Here is a 17,750-nt window from a genome sequence, read left to right on the forward strand (position 1 = left end):
CCGCCTGAACAGCTCGGCAGCCGCATCGCCGCAGGCTACGACGGCACTGCCTCGCCGCCTGAACCTCCTGCGCCTGACTCGCTCGCCGTGCACGCGAACAAGCCGGCCAGCATGCTGCGAGACCGCGGACGTGTAGGGCTTCACGCCCACCCGCTGACATCGAATGCGCAAGCCGGTGTAGTCGGTGCTGTGGCTCGTGTTGTCGCTCGGCCACAGGTACTCGCCGTGGCCGGCGGTGGTGTGCCGGGTGCGGCGACAGTGATCGTCTTGGCGTTTGCGGACGGTGCCCTCGCTCAAGGCATGGCTCCAGCCGGGAGACGTAGTCGTCCGCGAGTCGGCACGGCGTGCTCCGCATCTGCTGGACGCCCGGCACGACCCATACGTTTACCGATATCGACTCATCGACCAGTGCGTGTTGGACATATCGTCCCTGGTCCTCGTAGCGTTCGTGGGTGACGGAGCGACGCGAGATCCTCAGCGGATCAACCTTCGGGGAACAGATCGGACACGCCGGGACCATCATCGACGGCGACCGTGTGCACGTGCCGGGAGCCACCGCGTTCGACCACTCAACGATGATCAGGGAACTCCATGCGAACGAGGAGTTCCAGCAGGTCGACGAGTTGTTCGAGCGGATCTGGGAGTTCGAGCCGGACGGCCGGCCGCTCAGCGCCGGGCTGATGCGGGCGCTGTCCCACGTGGGCAACTACGTCTCCGGCGCCTTCGACGGCGACCTGATGGTCGGGGCGTCGGTGGGCTTCTTCGGACGAGACTCGACCCTGCACTCGAACACCACGGGCGCGACGGCAGGCCGGGGCATCGGTTTCGAGCTGAAGCTGCACCAGCGGCTCTGGGCGCTGGAGCGTGGAATCTCCCAGATCACCTGGACCTACGACCCACTGGTCCGCCGCAACGCGCACTTCAACCTGGCCAAGCTGGGCGCGCGGCCGACGGAGTACCTGCCGAACTTCTACGGCGTGATGGCCGATGCCATCAACCAGGGTGACGAGTCCGATCGGATCCTGGCCGTGTGGCCGCTGACCGATCCACGGGTCGAGGCGGCGGTCCGGCGGGTGCCGCACCTGCCGACGGTGCCGGAGGACGCCGTCGTCGGGCTGGGCAACGACGGCGAGCGCCCGGTCGAGGGCCGTACCGACGGACGCGTGGTGCTGATCGCGGTCCCCGAGGACATCGAACGGCTGCGCAAGGTGGACGCCGGCGCCGCCAAGGCGTGGCGGCACGCCGTGCGCGACTTGCTGGGCGGCCTCATGGCGGAGGGCGCCACGGTGACCGGCTTCCATCGCAAGACGTACTACATGGTAGAGCGGAACACATGAAGATCGACTGCAGGACCGCACCCGATATCCTCGACGATCATGAATGAGGGCACACGGGACGAGATCCGCTCCATCGTGGAGGCGTTGCGCGGCGAGCGCTTCGACGGCAAGAGGGAGGTTGAGCGGGAGTTCCTGGATCGGGGCGCGCCGATCGTCGCCGAACTGCTGGACATCGCGGCGGACGAGGGCGCGCTTCCGCACATCTTCAAGGACTGGTTCAAGGAGGTCGGCGGAGCGGCCGATGAGTTCCTGCGCATCCGCCGCGACGGGCCGGGACGGCTGCGGCGGTACGCACTGGAGGCTCTGGCGAGCCTGGGCGCCGCGCACCGCCTTGACCCCCGGGACCGCGCGGCCGTCGAGCGGCTGGTCCGGCTCCGGCTCAGCGACGCCGGGGATGGCGGGTCCCGCCGGCCGAGGTACTGGCCCGGCTTCTGGGTGACCGTACGCGGCGACGACCTCAAGGCGATCACGGCCGAACTGGGCCTGCACCACCTGACCCGTGCGACCGTCCCGATGGGCGTACACGCCGCGGTGATGGAGGAGCACTTCATCACCATGACCGGTCCCGCGGGCAAGCCGCAGTACGCCGAACGGATCTTCATCTCGCCGCCGGTGCAGGGCTGGCGGATCCTCTTCCTCGGTCACGAAAGCCTGGGGCACCTGGTCGACTGGGCGGACCGGCTCAGCGGCGTCTGCGGCGAGGCGCACGCCTACTACAACGACGCGTACGACAGTGACGACGGGTTCTGGTACGTCGGCCGCGACGGCCGCCGCCACCGCGGGCCGTTCTCCTTCGAGGACGAGGAGGACGAGAAGGCGGACCCCGACACCGCCGCCGCGTACCTGAGCGTCACGCCCGACGCCCTGATGCTGGCCGACGACCTCTCGGACGGCCGGCTCGCCACCACTCACCCCGAGGTGACCCCCTGGCACTTCAGGGGCGCTCTGCCGATCTGACCGATGCTGGAGACGCGTTGCCTCCATGGTGTTCGCGGTGCGCGCAGCCGGGAAACGGACAGGCCGAACGCGATGTCACCGTACCGGCCAACACGCGCCAGGCGGCTCTGGGACGACCCGGTCGGCCTGGCGCGTGTAGAGCCCTTGCGTGAACACCTGCGAGACGCCATGAACATCGCCATCGCACTCAACCAGGAAAGCCCCGCGGCCACTCCTTCGGAGAACTGGCGAAGATCCTCGGCATGCGGCGGGAATCCGTCTACCAGCGCGCGGTCAAGGGCCGCGCGCGCCTCGCCGAGATGCGTGCCCGGCCGGGCGTGACCAGCCTGCGAGTGCACCGCGAAGCACGCCTCCAAGAGGCGGCGGTCATGCCCCCGGCTTGGCAGGTGGCAGAGGCGGTCGCACGCGCAGGGCCCGGGACGAGCATCGGCATGGACATGACAGCGGCCGCGGTCAGCCCGGCAACGGTCCTGGCGAGAGCCGACATGCTGCGGCGCTCCCTTTTGAACCGGGGCATGAGCGGCACCCGAGCACGGCGGCGCAGGGCGCCGACTCATCCTCGGTTGCAGTGATCAAGACGTGTCTCACGGAGTCAAGATCGACTCATGGCCGATTGCACCTGCGTCTCGGCCGGCTCCCGATCCCCCCGGCCTGCAACGGCGCACCTCGGATTGCGCCCCTCCCCTCGCAGACCTGCCCGGGGCAGTGTGGCGTGGTTCAGCCGAGCTCAGCAGGCAGGTCACGCGGATTCACCTTGGCCACGATCAGCGCCGGCGCGCTGGACGCCTTCGCCGTGGCGAGCGCTTGGTCGAGGGCCGCCGTGGTGGTGACGGATTGGGCGGCCTGCACGCCGAGCCCGTTGGCGAACTTGACGAAGTCCCAGCGGTTGAGCACCACGTACGGCTTGGGCTGGCTGGTGGGATCGCTGAAGTAGTCGGCGTCGAGCAGGAACTGCTCGAAGGCGTAGATGCCATTGTCGATCACGACCACGACCGGGTTGCGCACGTGGCGGACCATGGTGGACAGCGCTTGGCCGGTCATGTGGAAGCCACCGTCGCCGCAGATGACCAGCGGGCGCCGGGGCGATCCGAACGACGCCCCGACCGCCGCCGCCACCGAGTGTCCGATCGAGGCCCACACGGCCCCGCACAGGAAACCGTCGCGGCCCTTGACCGGTAGGTGAGCGGCGGAGTGCACGCCGAGGAACGTGTCGGGAATGACCAGCCAGGACGGGTCTAGCGCGGCGCCGATGCGCTCGAACACCTGGCGATAGGTCAGCGGGCCCGCGGCCGTGGGCGTGACCGGGTCGACGGCGGCCGGTACCGGTCGCGGCGCCGCCTTGGCGGCCTCGGTGACGAGTGCGGTGATCAGAGCGCCGAGCTGCGCGTTCTGCTTGGCGGCGGTCTTGATCTTCACCTTGCCGTCGTAGGCGGTGATGATGCGGTTCGTGCCGGTACGGACGAGCGTGGCGTAGCTGCTGGGGAACACACAGCCGAGCATCACCAGCAGGTCGGCCTGCGCGACGGCGTTCGCGGCCGGCAGCGAGTGCGGCGGGGCGTAGACGCCGGCCCAGCCGTCGCCCTGCTCGGGCAGCACTCCCTTGGCCGGCAACTGGACCGACCAGCGCACACCGAGCTTGGCGATCAGGTCGGCGACCTTGTCGGCGAGCCCGTGGCGCTGGATCTCGATGCCGACCAGGATCAACGGCGACGTCGCGGCGCGTACCAGGCCGACGATCGTGCCGGCGAGTTGCTCCTCGGTGCCCGCAGGCGGTTCGGTGACCGGCAGGGATCCGGACGGGGCCGGGCAGGTCGCCGTCCAGATGTCCCGGTTGATCTCGATGTAGACGGGTCGCTTGCGTTTGAGCGCGGTGGCGATCGCGGCGTCGACCACGCCCGGCACCGCGGCGGCCGTCGCGGCGCGCGCCGCGCTCGCGGTGACCAGCTTGTAGGTGCTCAGGTCGTGGTCAGGCTGCCCGGTCGAGTGCGAGAACAGGACGTCGAAGTCCGTCAGGTTGGCGAGGTTGGCCGCGTTGGGGCCGCCGTTGACGACGACGACCGGGCTGCGCTCGACGAAGGCGCCGGCGATGGCGTTGAGCATGCTGAGCGTGCCCGCGCCGTTGGCGACGGCCACCGCGGCGAGCCCTCTGGTCCGGGCGTAGCCGTCGGCCGCGTAGCCGGCCTCGAGGTCGCTCGCGGTGACGACCGGCTTGACGCCGTTACGGCCGGCCGCGTCGAACAGCCCGGCGCAGTAGGCGGCGGGCACGCCGAACAGCGTGTCGACCCCCTGCTGGGTCAGCCGTTTGAGCACGTAGTCGGCGACGGTGAAAGCCACGATGACGCTCCAGTGCAGGCCCGCCGGGGCGGGGATCGGTCAGTCGGAGACGGAGAGCCTGGGGTCGACCAGCCGCCTGTTGCGCGGGTGGTCGATGTGATCGATGGGCATCGGCATGGGCGCCAGCTGACCGAACGCGGCGGCGAGGACGTCCACCAGTTCCTTGCACTTGGCGGGGTTGAGGTCCTCGTCCTCCTTGCCCCGGTCGGTGGTGCCGCCGATGATGACGTGGTCGGAGCGCGGGAACAGGTAGCCGTTGCGGCTGTAGAGGTACTGCAGGGCCGGCTGCGCCGGCAACATCGCGAGGTAGCCTCTGACTCCGACCATCTCGGTGTCGTTCCACAGCTTCTTCGAGCCCATCCCCGTACAGTTGACGATGATCTTCTGCGGCACCGTCGCGAAGATGTCGGCCTTGGAGGCGAACTTCTTGTCCACGAAGGTGACGCCGCGCGCCTCCAGATCACTCTTCAGCCGCGGCAGGAAGATGGGCGGCTCGATCAGCAGCGTCTGATACAGGAATCCGGGCTGGGTGTGGTTCTGGAACGGCAGGCGATCCAGCCGCTGGCGGGCCGGCAGCAGGCCTGGAAGGAGGTTCAGCACCATCTCCAGACCGTCGGCCGGCTTGGGGCAGTAGTTGGGCCGCTCGCAGACGCCGAAGCCCTTGCCGATGCTGTCCTTGAAGGTCGTGTAGGACGTTTTGATGATCGCCTTGAGGTCCTGCTGGTTCATGGCCGTCTCGACGACGGACACCGCCCACTGGCCGCCTGCCTTGAACGACGTGGTGTCCGTCAGCTTGCGGTCAGAGAAAATCCTGATCTTGAGCCCCAGGTCGAGCAGCATCGTGGCGGCGGTCAGGCCCATGACGCCGGCACCGAGCACCGCGGCCTCTGTCTGGGGCGACGTGGTCAGGAACTGCCGGACCACGTCCTTCACCTTGGCCGCGCAACCCCAGCTCAACGAGATGCCGGCGCCGCCGTGACCGTAGTTGTGGACGATGAACCGGCCGGACGTCTGCTCGGAGTTCAGCCGGAAGGTCCCCTTGCGATACGGACGCACTCCGGTGACGCAGGCCCCGGGCACGCTCGGATCGAAGGAGAAGTCCGGTGTCGGCAGATTGATGAGCTCCCGAACGTGCATCGCGCCGGCCCCCGACTGATCGTCTCTGCATGCCATCGGGGGTTGCCGGCTTTCATACCCGGCAAGGGCAGGGCCGGCCCACCGTCGCCAAGCCTTGACCCTGGCCAGGGCAGTTGTTTCTCGGGGTCGCCCCGGACGTCCCGCAACTGCGGCACGGTAGGGGCAATATCGGCTCCACGCGATGTTGGTGCTGGACACGAGCCGGTTTCATCGGCTAGCCGCACCCGACAAAACTCTCATAAAGCAGATGAACGCCTAAAACCTGCCATACGAGTCAAAGTCCAATATTGGCAGGCCGTCCCCCTAGCCGTGACCCGCCCCGGCGCAGCCGAGCGCCTCGCCGACCCACACCAGCAGGCAAAGCGTGCTGAATATCGGAGTCAACCGCCTGGACTGGCGGCTGAGCCGAAATACGCTGGTAGAACGCGTCGCCCCACGGCGGTACGCGGCCGGATGCAGCGCCGACGAGCCGGGACAGGAAATCGGCAGCCCACCGGCACAACACCCTCATCCGAGAGGGTGCGGCAAGCAGAACTCCAGGTTCGCCTTCGTGAGGGTTCGCCCTACCGGGCCATCCAGGGTGCCGTCCCGACGTCCATCGGGAATCGGCCGCCTTCATGAGGAAGGAACGAGGATGCACCCAACCCATCTGCTCATCACCAGTCCACTGATCGCCACCCTGGTCTTCGGGTCGATCGGCATCTCGCACGCCTCAGCCATCTCCATACCTGTCAGCTCCGGCGAGATTCACGCCGCGACTGCCTCGAATGCCGTGCCGCCCATTTGCAGGAAGATTCACAAGGACGAGAAGCCGTTCTGCGTAGACGGTTACGCGGACGGATTCGAGGCGGGGGCGAAATGCGGCCCGCCCCGCCAGACCGGAAGATATTCCGACGACGAGGCCTACGACGTTGGCTACGCCGCCGGCTACAAGTCAGGAAAGAAGACCTGCCCGCCGTCGTAGTCGGACACCAGAACGGGCCTGTCCGGGCAGTTACCGCCGGGCAGGCCTGCGGATGCCGTCTCCTCGTCTATGTCCTGGACGTGCGCGGGTCAAAGTCCCCGGCACTTGCGGGGAGCATCCATTCTCGAAAGATCCGGCCTTGCCGTAGTGAGTGGTGTCAGGTGATCGTGCTCACCGCAGGTTCAGGCCAGGTGGCCGGGTCGGCCAGGACGAATTCGCCGCCGTGCTTGGGCGGGCGTCCACCACCGGGATGGGCGCGCAGGAATTCCTCACGCGAGGGTGGTGATGCGGGCGGAGGTTTCCTCGCCCAGGCGGAGGTAGCGGCCGAGGTTGGCCAGGCTCTGGTGGCCGGACTCGGCCTGGAGTTCAGATGCGGTGCGGCCGGCCTCGGCCAGGGACTGCAGGGCGCCGTGGCGAAGTTGATGCAAGGTCCAGCCTTCACGGTGGGAGTCAAGGTCCTCGAACCTAGGATGGCGAACCCTGTGGTTGTTGAAGGAAGCACGGGCGAAGCCCGTTCCGTCTGACGGGTAAAGATAGATCGCTGTACATCCCGGCTGCCTTTACAAAGTAAGTTCAAGAGAACGGCCTCCACTCGCATGAAGCGCGTCCGCAGGTTGCCCGTCACTCACGCTGGAGCCCCTGCACCTTCCACCGACTGGAGAGTCAAGCCGACGACATCGCCCGGATCATCATGTCGGTGAGCCCGTCCAGGTATCCAGGACCCGCCTCCACCCTCCGCACGCTGAGCCGCCAGTAGATCGGCGCGACCACCAGATCGAGCACGAGCTCCATATCGAGGTCCGCCGGCACCTCGCCCCGCTCGATCGCCCGCTCGAACATCACTCTGCTCTGCTCGCGGCGCGGTGTGCAGACCATCGACTCGTTGACGTGGCCCAGCTCCGGATTGCGCGCCGCCTCGGCCGCCAGATCGGGCAGGATCCGGGAGAAGCGGGGGTGGACGTACAGCTCCATGATCGCGTCGAGGGCGGCGCGCACGTCGCCGCGCAGCGAGCCGGTGTCCGGGACGGACGTCTCGGCTGCCAGGATCTCGGAGATCACGGACATCGCCATCTCCTCCTTGGACGCCCAGCGGCGGTACAGCGCACTCTTGCCCACTCCCGCCCGTTTGGCCACCGCCTCCATGGACAGCCGCCCGTAGCCGTGCTCGGCCCATTCGTCGAGCACGGCTTCGGTGATGGCCTCGGTGACGGACGTCTGCAGGACGGCCGCCCCGGTGGGGGTGCGACGTGTCATGGGGTCAGTTTAGCGAGTGGACGGTACGGTCCCGTCTCGTGCTAAGTTGTGGACGGGACGGAACCGTACCGTCCAGACGTTAGGAGAATGCTGATGACCCCTCGTGAACTGGTCGATCATGCCCTTGAGCTGCTGCTCGCCAAGGACATGGCGGCCTTCTCCCGGCTGTTCGCCGAGGACGGCGTGGTGGAGTTCCCGTTCGCGCCGCCCGGCTATCCGCCGCGGGTGGAAGGGCATGCGGCGATCACCGCGTACATGAGTGGCTACCCCGGCCTCCTCGACATCCGCGAGTTCCCTGAGCAGACCGTGCACCAGAGCACGGACCCCGACGTGGTGATCGCCGAGTTCGAGGCGGCGGGCTTCGTGGTCGCCACCGGCAAGCCGTACCGGATGCGGTATGTCGCCGTCCTCACCGTGCGCGACGGCCGGATCCACCACTACCGCGATTACTGGAACCCCCTCGCCGCGGCCGAGGCGATGGGCGGCGCGCGGGAGCTGAACACGGCCTTCGGCGGTGACGGCGGTGAGTGAGGTCCTCGTCATCGGCGCGACCGGCACCACCGGCTCGCGGGTGGCCGCGTTCCTGCGCGAACGCGGCGTGCCCGTCAGGACGGCCAGCCGCGGCCAGGGGGCGCACGTGCGCTTCGACTGGGCCCAGCGGGCCACTCACGCGCCCGCGCTGCGCGGCGTCTCGGCCGTCTATCTCGTCGCGCCCGCCGGAGTGACGGATCCCGCGCCCCTGGTGCAGCCCTTCCTGGAGGAGGCGGTGCGTCAGGGGGTACGGCGGGTCGTGCAGCTCAGCTCTTCGGCCGTGCCGGAGGGCGCGGCGGGGCTCGGTCAGGTGCACCGGCTCGTCCGTACGGCGATGCCCGAGTGGGCGGTGCTGCGGCCCTCGTGGTTCATGCAGAACTTCACCGGCCACACCCTCGCGGTGCGCGAGCGGGACGGGGAGCTGCTGTCCGCGACCGGGGACGCCCGCGTGGCGTTCGTGGACGCGGCGGACATCGCCGCCGTCGCCGGCCACGCGCTGACCGACGAGGTCCCGCACAACACCGGCCACATCCTGACCGGACCTGAGGCGCTCAGCTACGACGACGTCGCGGCGGTCCTGTCGCGGCGAGAAGGAAAGCCCGTGCGCCATCGGGCCGTTTCGGTGGCGGAACTGGCCAGGCACTTCGCCGAGCGGGGCATGCCGGACGACTATGCCGGGATGCTGGCCGCCTACGACGAGGCCATCCGCGACGGCTCGGAGGACCGGGTCACCGACGCCGTCGAACGCGTCACGGGCCGCCCGCCCCGCCGGTTCTCATGGTGAAAGACGTCAGAGGTTCTTGAGGAACGTGGCCGCGACCTTGCCGCCGCCCGCTCAGCCCTCGACGACCAAGACGACATCCCCCTTGAAGCCCGTGAACCACCCGTGGGACTCCGGTTTCTCGCCCGTGCCGTAGCTCGGCCGTGCCCGTCTCGCCGTGCGTCCCCGCCGCCTTTGCGGTGCCCTTGGTGACCACGGCCGACATCATCGATGCGCAGCCCACCCTTCACCCCGTCGGGCAGCTTCCGCTCGGCGGCCTTCTGCTTGATCGAGGGCACCAGCGCCGGCGGGCGCGACGTGCCGTCGGCGATGGCGCCGGCGACCGAGGCCATCGACAGAGGGCCGGCGGTGATCCCGGCCTCTTACAGCTCCCGGTCGAACCAGGCGGTCCCGTACCTCCTCTCCGGCTCCGGCGACGACCGTCCCGCTGCCCGCACGCGGTTCACCTCCACCGTCCGGAGCCTGAACGAGGCCGCGCCCGGCCCGCCCAGCCTTCGAGATCCGCAGAAGGGCCGACAACCAGTTCCCGCCGGCGCAGGGCACGGGACTGCAGCGTGCCGCCATCGGGGGCACCGACGACTACGCGGTACGCGAGCAGCAGCATCCGAACAAGGAGATCCGCGCTCCGGCGACGAGTGGCGCACGCTCGGCGCGCTCATCCAGCACCCCTACCGTGAGCCGACGTGCGGCGGGCGCTGGGCGACGACGACTACGCGGCCATGACATCTGACGTTTCGCACCAAAGGTCCGCCAGGAATTGATGATCGGCGCGTTCCGCGGGCGTGGGTCCCGCTCCGGCGCGGTACGACCTGCTCTGATACCGGCGAGCTCTCGGGGGAGAACGGTGAAGATGACCTGGCCGGCCGTGGCGACGGTGATCGCCGGCGCCGCACTACTCACGGGCGGCTGCGCGGACGGCCAGGGCGGGGCGGGGCAGGCTGGCCCCGGCGCTCCCGGGCAGACGCAGCCAGGGCCGGTCATCACCGCGGACGACGCGCTGCCGACCGAAGGCAGCGGGGACCTGCCCGAGGCCACGGCCCAGGTGGGGCTGGACTGCAAGAAGATGCTGAAGGAGGGCGACTTCGCGGGTACGGCGGAGAAGATGGGTCAGGTGGCCTCCGGTGGCGGCACCGACGGCGAGAAGGCGGTCGCGAAGGTGTGCAAAGCCGCGGCGGAGGCCAACCAGCGGCAGTGGCGGCAGGCGAGCGGCACCGTCCGCGAGGCGGAGCAGCAGGCCGAAGACATTCCCGAACCGATGCGCCCGGCGATGTTGCGGATGCTCAACGAATCGAAACTGACCAGCGCCCTCGCCCTGGGCGACACCGAGAGCGCCAAGGAGGCCTGGGCCGAGCTCGGGGAACTCGGCGGCATCCCCAAGGAGTTCCTGAGCGATGCGTGCTCGGTGGCGTCCGATCCCGCCACCCTGCCGGAGTGCGCGACCGTCACGTCGCCGCCCACCACGACGCCGCCCACCACGACGGAGTCCTCGCCGGACGGAGGAACGCCCTCCGGCGAAGAGTCCCCCACGAACGACGAGTACTCCTCGGAGGAGCCCGTGGAGCCCACGGAGTCCGAGCCCGGCCCGACGGACACCGGCGGCCCGGCCGAGACGTCCGGGGAAGACGGCTCCACCCCGCAGGAGGACGACGGCCCGGCCCCCGCCGAGTCGTGAGCGCGCCCCCGGACGAAGGCGGCGGCACCGGCCAGGACCTCACCCGCGCGTGGGCCGTCCTGGCGCACGTCGTGACGCCGACCACCTTCATCGCGGCGATCCTGATGTACTTCGGGGCCGTACGCGCCAACACCATGTACGGGCAACTCGGCCTGGACCACAGCATGCTGGGCCTGTCCTTCCAGGACTACGTGCTGCGCAGCGTCACCCTGACGGTGGAACCACTGATCGTGCTCCTGGTGCTGGCCCTGATCGCGCCACTGGCGCACAGATGGGTGGTCCGGTGCGCGGACAGGCACTGTACCGCCGTGAAGCGGGTGATCGCGGTCCTGGCCGTGCTCGGGCTGGCGGGCGTCGTCGTGGGCTTGGCGGCCATGAACGGACGCTTGCGCCTGCCGTCCTACGCCGTGCCCATCAGCCTGGGGCTCGGCGTCTTCGTGCTCGTCTACGGCCTCTCCCTGTATCAGAGAGTCAGTGAGCGGCGCGTCGTCTCCACCGGCGACCAGGTGCTCCAGCGCACCCTGTGCGTGGTGCTCCTCCTGGTACTGCTGCTGTGGACGGTCAGCGAGCTCGCGCAGCAGGCGGGTATGAAGGCGGCCACCGCGTACCGCTCCGATCCGGGAGCGCTGCCCAGCACGGTGGTCTACTCGGCGCGGCGGCTGCATCTGGAGAGCCCCGGGATCGAGGAGACCCCGCTGCCGGACCCCGGCGCGATGTACCGCTATCGGTACCGCGGCCTGCACTTGCTGCTCCACTCCAACCAGCGCTACTTCCTGCTGCCGGCCTGCTGGGCGAGCGACCCGTGGGCCCGCGCGATCGTCCTTCCCGCGGACGCTTCACTGCGGCTGGAGTTCCCCATGCTCAAGCTGCCGCCGGAGTGCCCGGCCTGACCGCCGCCGCCCGCTTCAGGCGTCGCGGGCGTCGGCGACCACCGAAGGACGGCCGCAAGAGCCGTTGAAACTTTCACGATCAACCCGCCCCCGCGCGCCGCACAACCATAGGAACGTGCCGTTCCGGCGACCGGCATCCCCGATAACAGCCAGGCCGATTGACCCGCCGGTGGACGGTGTGAATATTCCACTCGTAGCCTCCGGCCATCAGCCACGGGCAGGAAGGGGCACGACTTGTCGACACGGTTCCTGACCATCGTCCTCGCACTGCTGGCCGTTCTCGCGGTGCCAGTGGCCCCGGCCACCGCGCGCACCGTGAGTGCGCCGGTGCAGATCTTCCTGGAGGTCTACGGGGACAACCAGCGGAAGCTGGCGGGCATGTACGGCACGATCGACTTCATCGACGGCAACTCTTACACCTACCAGTTCTACCTGTGCCGCGAGTCGAGCTACAGCGCGGCCGGCGGCTACGTCTGGATCAACAACCGCACGACCCAGCGCGCCTCTTACAGCGTGAACTGGGGCAACACCACGATCCCGCAGTGCCGGTACCCGGCTCAGCTCATCAGTGCCACCGACTACGTGGGCAGCACCGTCACGAACGTGCGCTTCGAGGTGGAGGGCGTCAACTTCAGCGGCAGCACCGCCACCTGGCTCAGAAACGGGTTCACCTACGACAACCCCTACAACTGATCACGCCGTTCCGGCATGAGCCGGCGTCACGCGCGCGTTCGTGACGCCGGCCTTCCGCGTCGAGCGCCGGCCTTCGGCCCCGGGCCGGTGCTCGTCCGGCCCGGGCTCCGTGTCCGAGCGGTGGGGCCGCGGCGGCGCCACGGCCGCAGCCCACCCTCATATGGTCGAGGAATGGCCAGGCCCGCGGCGCCCTCCGTCGAAGCAGCCGCCCCCGGGCCGTCTCCGGTCCCGGGGGCAGCGGCGCGCGGCGGTGGGGTCAGGTCGCCGCGGGCCGGCAGGTGCGGTCGCCGACGAACACGTCGTCGACGGCCCACCAGCCGGACAGCTGGCCCCGGTAGTGGAGGCGGATCCGCACGTCGGCCTGCCCGGCCGCGTCCGGCAGCGGGACGACGTGGACGGCGGGTCCTGGAGCGCCGGGGAAGCCCTTGGCCGACCACACGGTCTTCCAGGTACGGCCCCCGTCCGTGCTGAGGTCGACGCCGGTCGTGGAGTTGACCGCCGGCTTCAGGTCGTGGGCGAACTCCAGGGTCGCCGAGGTCCGGGCGGTCAGGTTGTAGGAGGGACTGGTCAGGTAGGTGTCCTGGAGGTGGCCCTTGCCGGAGTGCAGGGAGTCGACGATGGCGAACCCGCCCGCGCCGCCGGTGTGGTTGCCCCGTCCGCCGGCGTCGGTGAAGACCCAGCCGGGCTGGTAGGCGTAGTTGGGGATGCGCGGGTCGACGTTGGTGACCGTCCATCCCTTGGGCGCCGAGGCGCCGTCGAACGGCTCGGTGCTGCCGTCGCGGATCACCTCGTAGCCGCGGGCGACGCAGGACAGGGAGACGGTCAGGCCGAGGTCGAGCCGCCGGCCGGTCTCGCCCATGGTGACCTGCTGGACGGACGGGTCGTAGCCGGGCTCCGTGGCGCGGGTGGTGAGGGTGTAGGTCGTCGACGGGAGCAGGGACAAGGTGTAGGCGCCGGTGGCGGGGTCGGACTCGGCGTTCCACGTGTGGCCCTTGCCGTCGTCGGCGGTGATCTTCGCGGCGAGCCCGCGGCCGAGGCCGGAGCCGTCGGAGACGGTGCCGGTCAGGTTGATCCGCTCGGTCCGCGGCAGGGCGACGTCCAGGGTGAGGGAGCCGTCCTTGGCCAGGGTGGCGGTTCTCGTCGTGGTCTGGTAGCCGAACGCCTCGGCCTTGAGCTGGTACTCCCCCGCGACGAGGGTGTAGCGGTAGGCGCCTTCGGCGCCGAGGGTGGAGGTGCGGGTCAGCGGGCCGGTGAGGGTGACGGTGGCGCCCTCGACCGGCCGGCCGGTGGCCGCGTCCGTGACGGTGCCGGTCAGCGTGGCGGTGCCGCGCGTTCCCGCCTCGACCAGGGCAAGGGCGTCGAGGCGGCCTTCGCCGTAGACGGCGTTGTCGGCCGCGGTGCCGCCGCAGGTGGTGTCCTCGGTGTCGATGGCCGACAGGTCCAGCAGCAGGCGGGTGGCCGCGGTGTCGCGTGCGTACTCGGGGCGGGCCGACCACAGCAGCGCCACCGCTCCCGCGACGTGCGGCGCCGCCATGGAGGTGCCGTCGAAGAACGCGTAGGCGCCGCCGGGCACCGAGGAGCGGACGCTCACGCCCGGCGCGGAGATGTTCGGCTTGATCTCGCCGTCCTGGCCGGGACCTCGGCTGGAGAAGCCGGCGATCTTGTTGTTGACGTCGTACGCGCCCACCGAGTAGTTGATGACGCGCCCGCCGGGCGTTCCGGAGGTCTGGCAGGCGGAGCCGTCGTTGCCGTTGGACCAGATGCCCATGATGCCGGAGGCCGCCCAGGCGAGCTGGATGTCCTCCATGAACGGCTGGGTGGTCAGCCTCGCGCCCCACGAGTTGTTGACGATGTGCGGGCGTTTGGACGCGTCGGGGTTGGCCCCGGTGGAGTCGGTGGGTGCGAGCATCCACTGTGAGGAGGCGACGAGGGCCTCCTCCGAGCACTGGTCGGTGGTGCAGCCCTTGGCGGCGATCCAGCGCACGCCCGGGGCGACGCCGATCTGGTTGCCCTGGCCGTCGTCGCCGGCCATCGTGCCCATGGTGTGGGTGCCGTGGGAGTTGTTGTCGCACGGCGCGTCGCCCGGGCACTCGCTCAGCGGGTCGTACCAGTTGTAGTCGTGGGTGAAGGTGCCGTCTCCGTTGTCGCCCCGATAGCTCTTGGCCAGGGCGGGGTGGTCGTACTGGACGCCGGAGTCGATGTTGGCGATGACGATGTCCTCGCCGCGGCGGCCGGTCCGCGCCCACACGTCGTCGGCGTTGATGTTGGACACGCCCCAGGTGAGGCCCGTCGCGGCGGCGGCCCCCGTGGGGGTGCTCCGGATCGGCTCGGGGATGGTGTACGTGACGGGCGCGCGGATCTCCTCGACCCCGGGTAACTTCGCGATCTTCTTGGCCAGTGCCTTGGAGGCGTTCTTCACGTAGACGGCGTTGGTGACCCAGAACGCCGTGGACTTCACTCCCTCCGCCTTGAGCAGCTTGCGCAGCGGCTCCTGGTCGCGGTCGGCTCTGGCGTGCAGCCGCTCGACCACGTCCCGGCCGCGTGCCGCACGGCCGGCGATCTTCCCGGCGGGGGCGAGGTCGGCCTTGCCCGACATGCGCACCCAGAAGTCCGTGGTGGCGCGCGCGTCGAAGCCGGCCAGCACCTCCGGCGCGATCACCGGATCGTCCGCGGCGGCCTGCGCGGGGAAGGCGCCCGACAGGGCGGTGGCCAGCAGGGTCAGGGCGCACGCCAGCGCGGGCGCCTTACGGGGAACTCTCACGTCACTCACTCCCGCAGCTCAGGTGGGCGATCAGACGGCGTGGCAGCAACTGCGGGTAGCCGATGTCGGAGGGCACTGTCCGGTTGGAGGTGCCGGTCACCCACACGTCGTCGGGGCCGCTGCCGTCCACGTCGTAGAAGATGAAGCCGAACGCCTCCGGCTGCTCGCCCTGAGGCTTGACCTCCTGCCAGGAGGCGCCGTCCCAATGCTGCACGTGGAAGACGCCCATGCTGCTGTCGTTGGTGAGGGCCCACAACTGGCCGGGGGCGGGGGCGTACAGCTTGAAGATGTCGCCGCCGTAGGGGCCCGGTTCGGGCGCGGGGACGGTGGCCCAGCTCTGGCCGTCCCAGTGGAGCAGGAGCGGCTTCGGGCTGCTCTGGCTGCCGGAGATGCCGGCGACCCAGACGTCGTCGGGGCCGGAGGCGTCGAGCGCGTACAACATGCCTTCGGCTCCGGGGTCCGGCAGCGCGACGTCGGCCCAGGCCGTCCCGTCGTGGCGCAGGACCATCGGCTGGTACGAGCCCGTCTGCTCGTTCTTCTGTAAGCCGGCGGCCCAGACGCCGCCGCCCGGCACCGCCTTCACCGATCTCAGATCGGCGGAGGCGCGGCGGGCCGCGGGGTGGTCGGCCGTCGTCCACTGCGTGCCGTCCCAGCGCTGGATGAGCGCCCCGCCCGCCGGCCCCTCGACGCGGCCCACCGCCCAGGCCTGGGAGGAGTCCACCGTGGCGACGTCCACCAGCCAGGACGGGCCGGTCTCCGGGCTCTGCGACGCGCCCGCCGTGGTGAGCGTCCAGCGGCCGCCGTCGAGGCGGGCCAGCACGCCCGCCCCGTCCGGCTGGTAGGGGCCGTGCAGGTTGACCAGCGACCAGCCGCCGGTGGCGTCGAACGAGCCGGCGCCCACCTGGAAGAGGTTCGCGGTGCGCGGGGGCACGGGGACCTGGGGGCCGTTCTCCACCAGCGAGCGGCCGTTCCAGCGCAGCGACCGGGCGCCCTCCTCGAGCTGTTCGGAGAAGCGCACGTTGTCACGCGAGATCACGTCGACGTCGACGACGCCCTCGCTCGCGGGCGCGTCGAGCATCGTCCAGGCCGGTACGCAGTCCGTCCCGGCGGTGGCGGGAGCCTGAGTGGCGGAGGTGGCGGCGGTGCTCAGCAGGGCGGTCAGGCCGGCCACGACGGTGGCCCGGCGCAACCGCCTGCGGAAAGATCGTGGTGTTCGCATCAGGGTCCTCCTAGAAGGCGCCGGTGCCGTTGGGGGTGCCCATGCCGCTGGGCCCGTCGTAGCCGCGCACCGCGGTGCAGATCTTGCCGCCGCCGCAGGCGCCGTTGCTTCCGGCGGTGATGTCGTTCAGGTACGGGGAGGCGGCGTAGAGCCGCTTGCCCGCCGGGGTGGACGAATCGGTGCCGGCCAGGCCGTACACGCCGGCGATGAACGCCGCCGCGACGGGGGTGCCGGCGGCGGTGCCCCAGCCGCCCAGGCTGGTGCTGTAGACCTGGACCGGGGTGTCGGAGGAGGCCACCGCCGCGACGTCGGCGACGGTGCGCCGGCTTCCGCACGATCCGGCCGGCTGCCAGGCCGGGCGCGGCGCGTACATCGAGCAGCCGGAGGCGGTGTCGCGCCAGGCGGACTCGTTCCAGCCGCGCGTGGTGGCGGGGTCCCGGTAGAGCTGGGTGCCGCCGACGGCGATCACCGACGGGTAGGCGGTGGGGAGGATCTGGCGGCCGCCGCTGTTGAAGCCCACGCCGGAGGGGGCGACGACGGTGGTCGGCGCGTGGTCGAAGTGGGCGGCCAGGGCGTTCTGGCCGTCGTACTCGGCCACGCCCCACATCGGCACGACCGCGGTGGCGCCCTGCGCGGCGGCCTGGTCCACGGCCGCCGCCATGCTGGCCAGGGACGGGTCGTCGGCCTGCACCAGCAGGAGCTTGCAGTTCGGGCAGGCCGCCGCGGCGAGCTGCAGCCCGACGCTGCTGTGCACCGCCCAGGCGGGGCTCGGGGCGGGCGGTGTGTCGCCGCCCCGCTGGTTGATCTTCTTGAAGCACGGGAAGTCGGCGTCGCACGGGGGCATGCCGTTCGCCTTGCGGTACTCGGCCAGCTCGTCCCCGGCCTCGGGGTTGTCGTACGGGGTGACGACGGCCACGCTCTGGCCGCCGCCCAGCCAGTCCGAGGGCAGCCGGTAGGCCTCCTGGAGGTCCCTGGCGGTCAGCGGGCCGCGTCCGGCGGTGACGCGCGGCAGCGGCTGGTCGCCGCCGCCCGTGCCGGCGCGCAGGAGGCACGTCGCCGGACCGGTGTCCTTGGCGTCCTTGGGGCAGGCCGAGCTCGTGGCGGGCGGCGCGGTGAAGGCGGCCGCGGCGGAAGTGGTGGTGAGCAGGGTCAGCGGGGCGATCGTGGTGAGCAGCATCGCCACCACGCCTCCGAGCGTCGTCCATCGATGGGTGCGCATG

The 17,750-nt window shown here is 70.4% G+C and carries 15 protein-coding genes; 8 read left to right on the top strand and 7 right to left on the bottom strand.

Annotated features, from left to right (window positions below; genetic code table 11):
* Positions 1-452: 452 nt before the first annotated feature.
* Entirely contained in the window at positions 453-1,337 is an 885-nt protein-coding gene (locus FXF51_RS22075; protein ID WP_262379725.1) for a GNAT family N-acetyltransferase, read from the top strand.
* A 39-nt stretch (positions 1,338-1,376) separates the two neighbouring features.
* Positions 1,377-2,294 (top strand): hypothetical protein, encoded by a 918-nt coding sequence (locus FXF51_RS22080; protein ID WP_148436416.1) that lies wholly within the window; start codon positions 1,377-1,379, stop codon positions 2,292-2,294.
* Positions 2,295-3,011: 717 nt separating this feature from the next.
* Here the strand turns inward: FXF51_RS22080 and FXF51_RS22085 are convergent.
* Complete coding sequence (locus FXF51_RS22085; RefSeq protein WP_148436417.1) at positions 3,012-4,628, bottom strand: thiamine pyrophosphate-dependent enzyme; 1,617 nt, start codon at positions 4,626-4,628, stop codon at positions 3,012-3,014.
* A 39-nt stretch (positions 4,629-4,667) separates the two neighbouring features.
* On the bottom strand, positions 4,668-5,963 hold the full coding sequence (locus FXF51_RS22090; RefSeq protein ID WP_148436418.1) for an FAD-dependent oxidoreductase: 1,296 nt from the start codon (positions 5,961-5,963) through the stop codon (positions 4,668-4,670).
* 436 nt (positions 5,964-6,399) lie between these two features.
* On the opposite strand from FXF51_RS22090, the gene FXF51_RS22095 reads away from it, so the two are divergent.
* The gene (locus FXF51_RS22095; RefSeq protein ID WP_148436419.1) at positions 6,400-6,729 is read left to right on the top strand and encodes a hypothetical protein; all 330 of its coding nucleotides are present in this window, start codon (positions 6,400-6,402) and stop codon (positions 6,727-6,729) included.
* Between the two features lie 269 nt (positions 6,730-6,998).
* Here FXF51_RS22095 and FXF51_RS60925 read toward each other — a convergent pair whose 3' ends face one another.
* Together FXF51_RS60925 and FXF51_RS22105 are read right to left on the bottom strand one after the other, a co-directional pair.
* Entirely contained in the window at positions 6,999-7,157 is a 159-nt protein-coding gene (locus FXF51_RS60925) for a hypothetical protein (protein WP_187414506.1), read from the bottom strand.
* Between the two features lie 235 nt (positions 7,158-7,392).
* Positions 7,393-7,983: a TetR/AcrR family transcriptional regulator gene (locus FXF51_RS22105; RefSeq protein ID WP_148436420.1), complete on the bottom strand. Its 591-nt coding sequence runs from the start codon at positions 7,981-7,983 to the stop codon at positions 7,393-7,395.
* Between the two features lie 93 nt (positions 7,984-8,076).
* On the opposite strand from FXF51_RS22105, the gene FXF51_RS22110 reads away from it, so the two are divergent.
* From FXF51_RS22110 to FXF51_RS22140, 5 genes are all read left to right on the top strand, one after another.
* On the top strand, positions 8,077-8,514 hold the full coding sequence (locus tag FXF51_RS22110) for a nuclear transport factor 2 family protein (protein ID WP_148436421.1): 438 nt from the start codon (positions 8,077-8,079) through the stop codon (positions 8,512-8,514).
* Complete coding sequence (locus FXF51_RS22115; protein ID WP_148436422.1) at positions 8,507-9,298, top strand: NmrA family NAD(P)-binding protein; 792 nt, start codon at positions 8,507-8,509, stop codon at positions 9,296-9,298. The genes FXF51_RS22110 and FXF51_RS22115 overlap by 8 nt, the downstream gene beginning before the upstream one ends.
* Before the next feature lie 841 nt (positions 9,299-10,139).
* Complete coding sequence (locus tag FXF51_RS22130; protein WP_148436424.1) at positions 10,140-10,967, top strand: hypothetical protein; 828 nt, start codon at positions 10,140-10,142, stop codon at positions 10,965-10,967.
* Positions 10,964-11,857, top strand: a complete 894-nt coding sequence (locus tag FXF51_RS22135; protein WP_148436425.1) for a hypothetical protein — start codon at positions 10,964-10,966, stop codon at positions 11,855-11,857. Before FXF51_RS22130 ends, FXF51_RS22135 begins: the two co-directional genes overlap by 4 nt.
* Positions 11,858-12,091: 234 nt before the next feature.
* Positions 12,092-12,550, top strand: coding sequence for a hypothetical protein (locus FXF51_RS22140; protein ID WP_148436426.1), 459 nt, complete (start codon positions 12,092-12,094; stop codon positions 12,548-12,550).
* A gap of 256 nt (positions 12,551-12,806) precedes the next feature.
* Here the strand turns inward: FXF51_RS22140 and FXF51_RS22145 are convergent, their stop codons facing one another.
* From FXF51_RS22145 to FXF51_RS22155, 3 genes are read right to left on the bottom strand one after another with little or no spacing between them, the layout of a single operon-like run.
* Positions 12,807-15,311, bottom strand: a complete 2,505-nt coding sequence (locus FXF51_RS22145) for a S8 family serine peptidase (protein WP_148436427.1) — start codon at positions 15,309-15,311, stop codon at positions 12,807-12,809.
* 1 nt (position 15,312) lies between these two features.
* The gene (locus FXF51_RS22150) at positions 15,313-16,530 is read right to left on the bottom strand and encodes a hypothetical protein (RefSeq protein ID WP_148436428.1); all 1,218 of its coding nucleotides are present in this window, start codon (positions 16,528-16,530) and stop codon (positions 15,313-15,315) included.
* Positions 16,531-16,540: 10 nt separating this feature from the next.
* Entirely contained in the window at positions 16,541-17,749 is a 1,209-nt protein-coding gene (locus tag FXF51_RS22155) for a peptidase S8 (RefSeq protein WP_148436429.1), read from the bottom strand.
* Between the last annotated feature and the right edge of the window lies 1 nt (position 17,750).

The sequence above is a fragment of the Nonomuraea sp. PA05 genome (genome assembly GCF_008086045.1).
Lineage (GTDB): Bacteria > Actinomycetota > Actinomycetes > Streptosporangiales > Streptosporangiaceae > Nonomuraea > Nonomuraea monospora.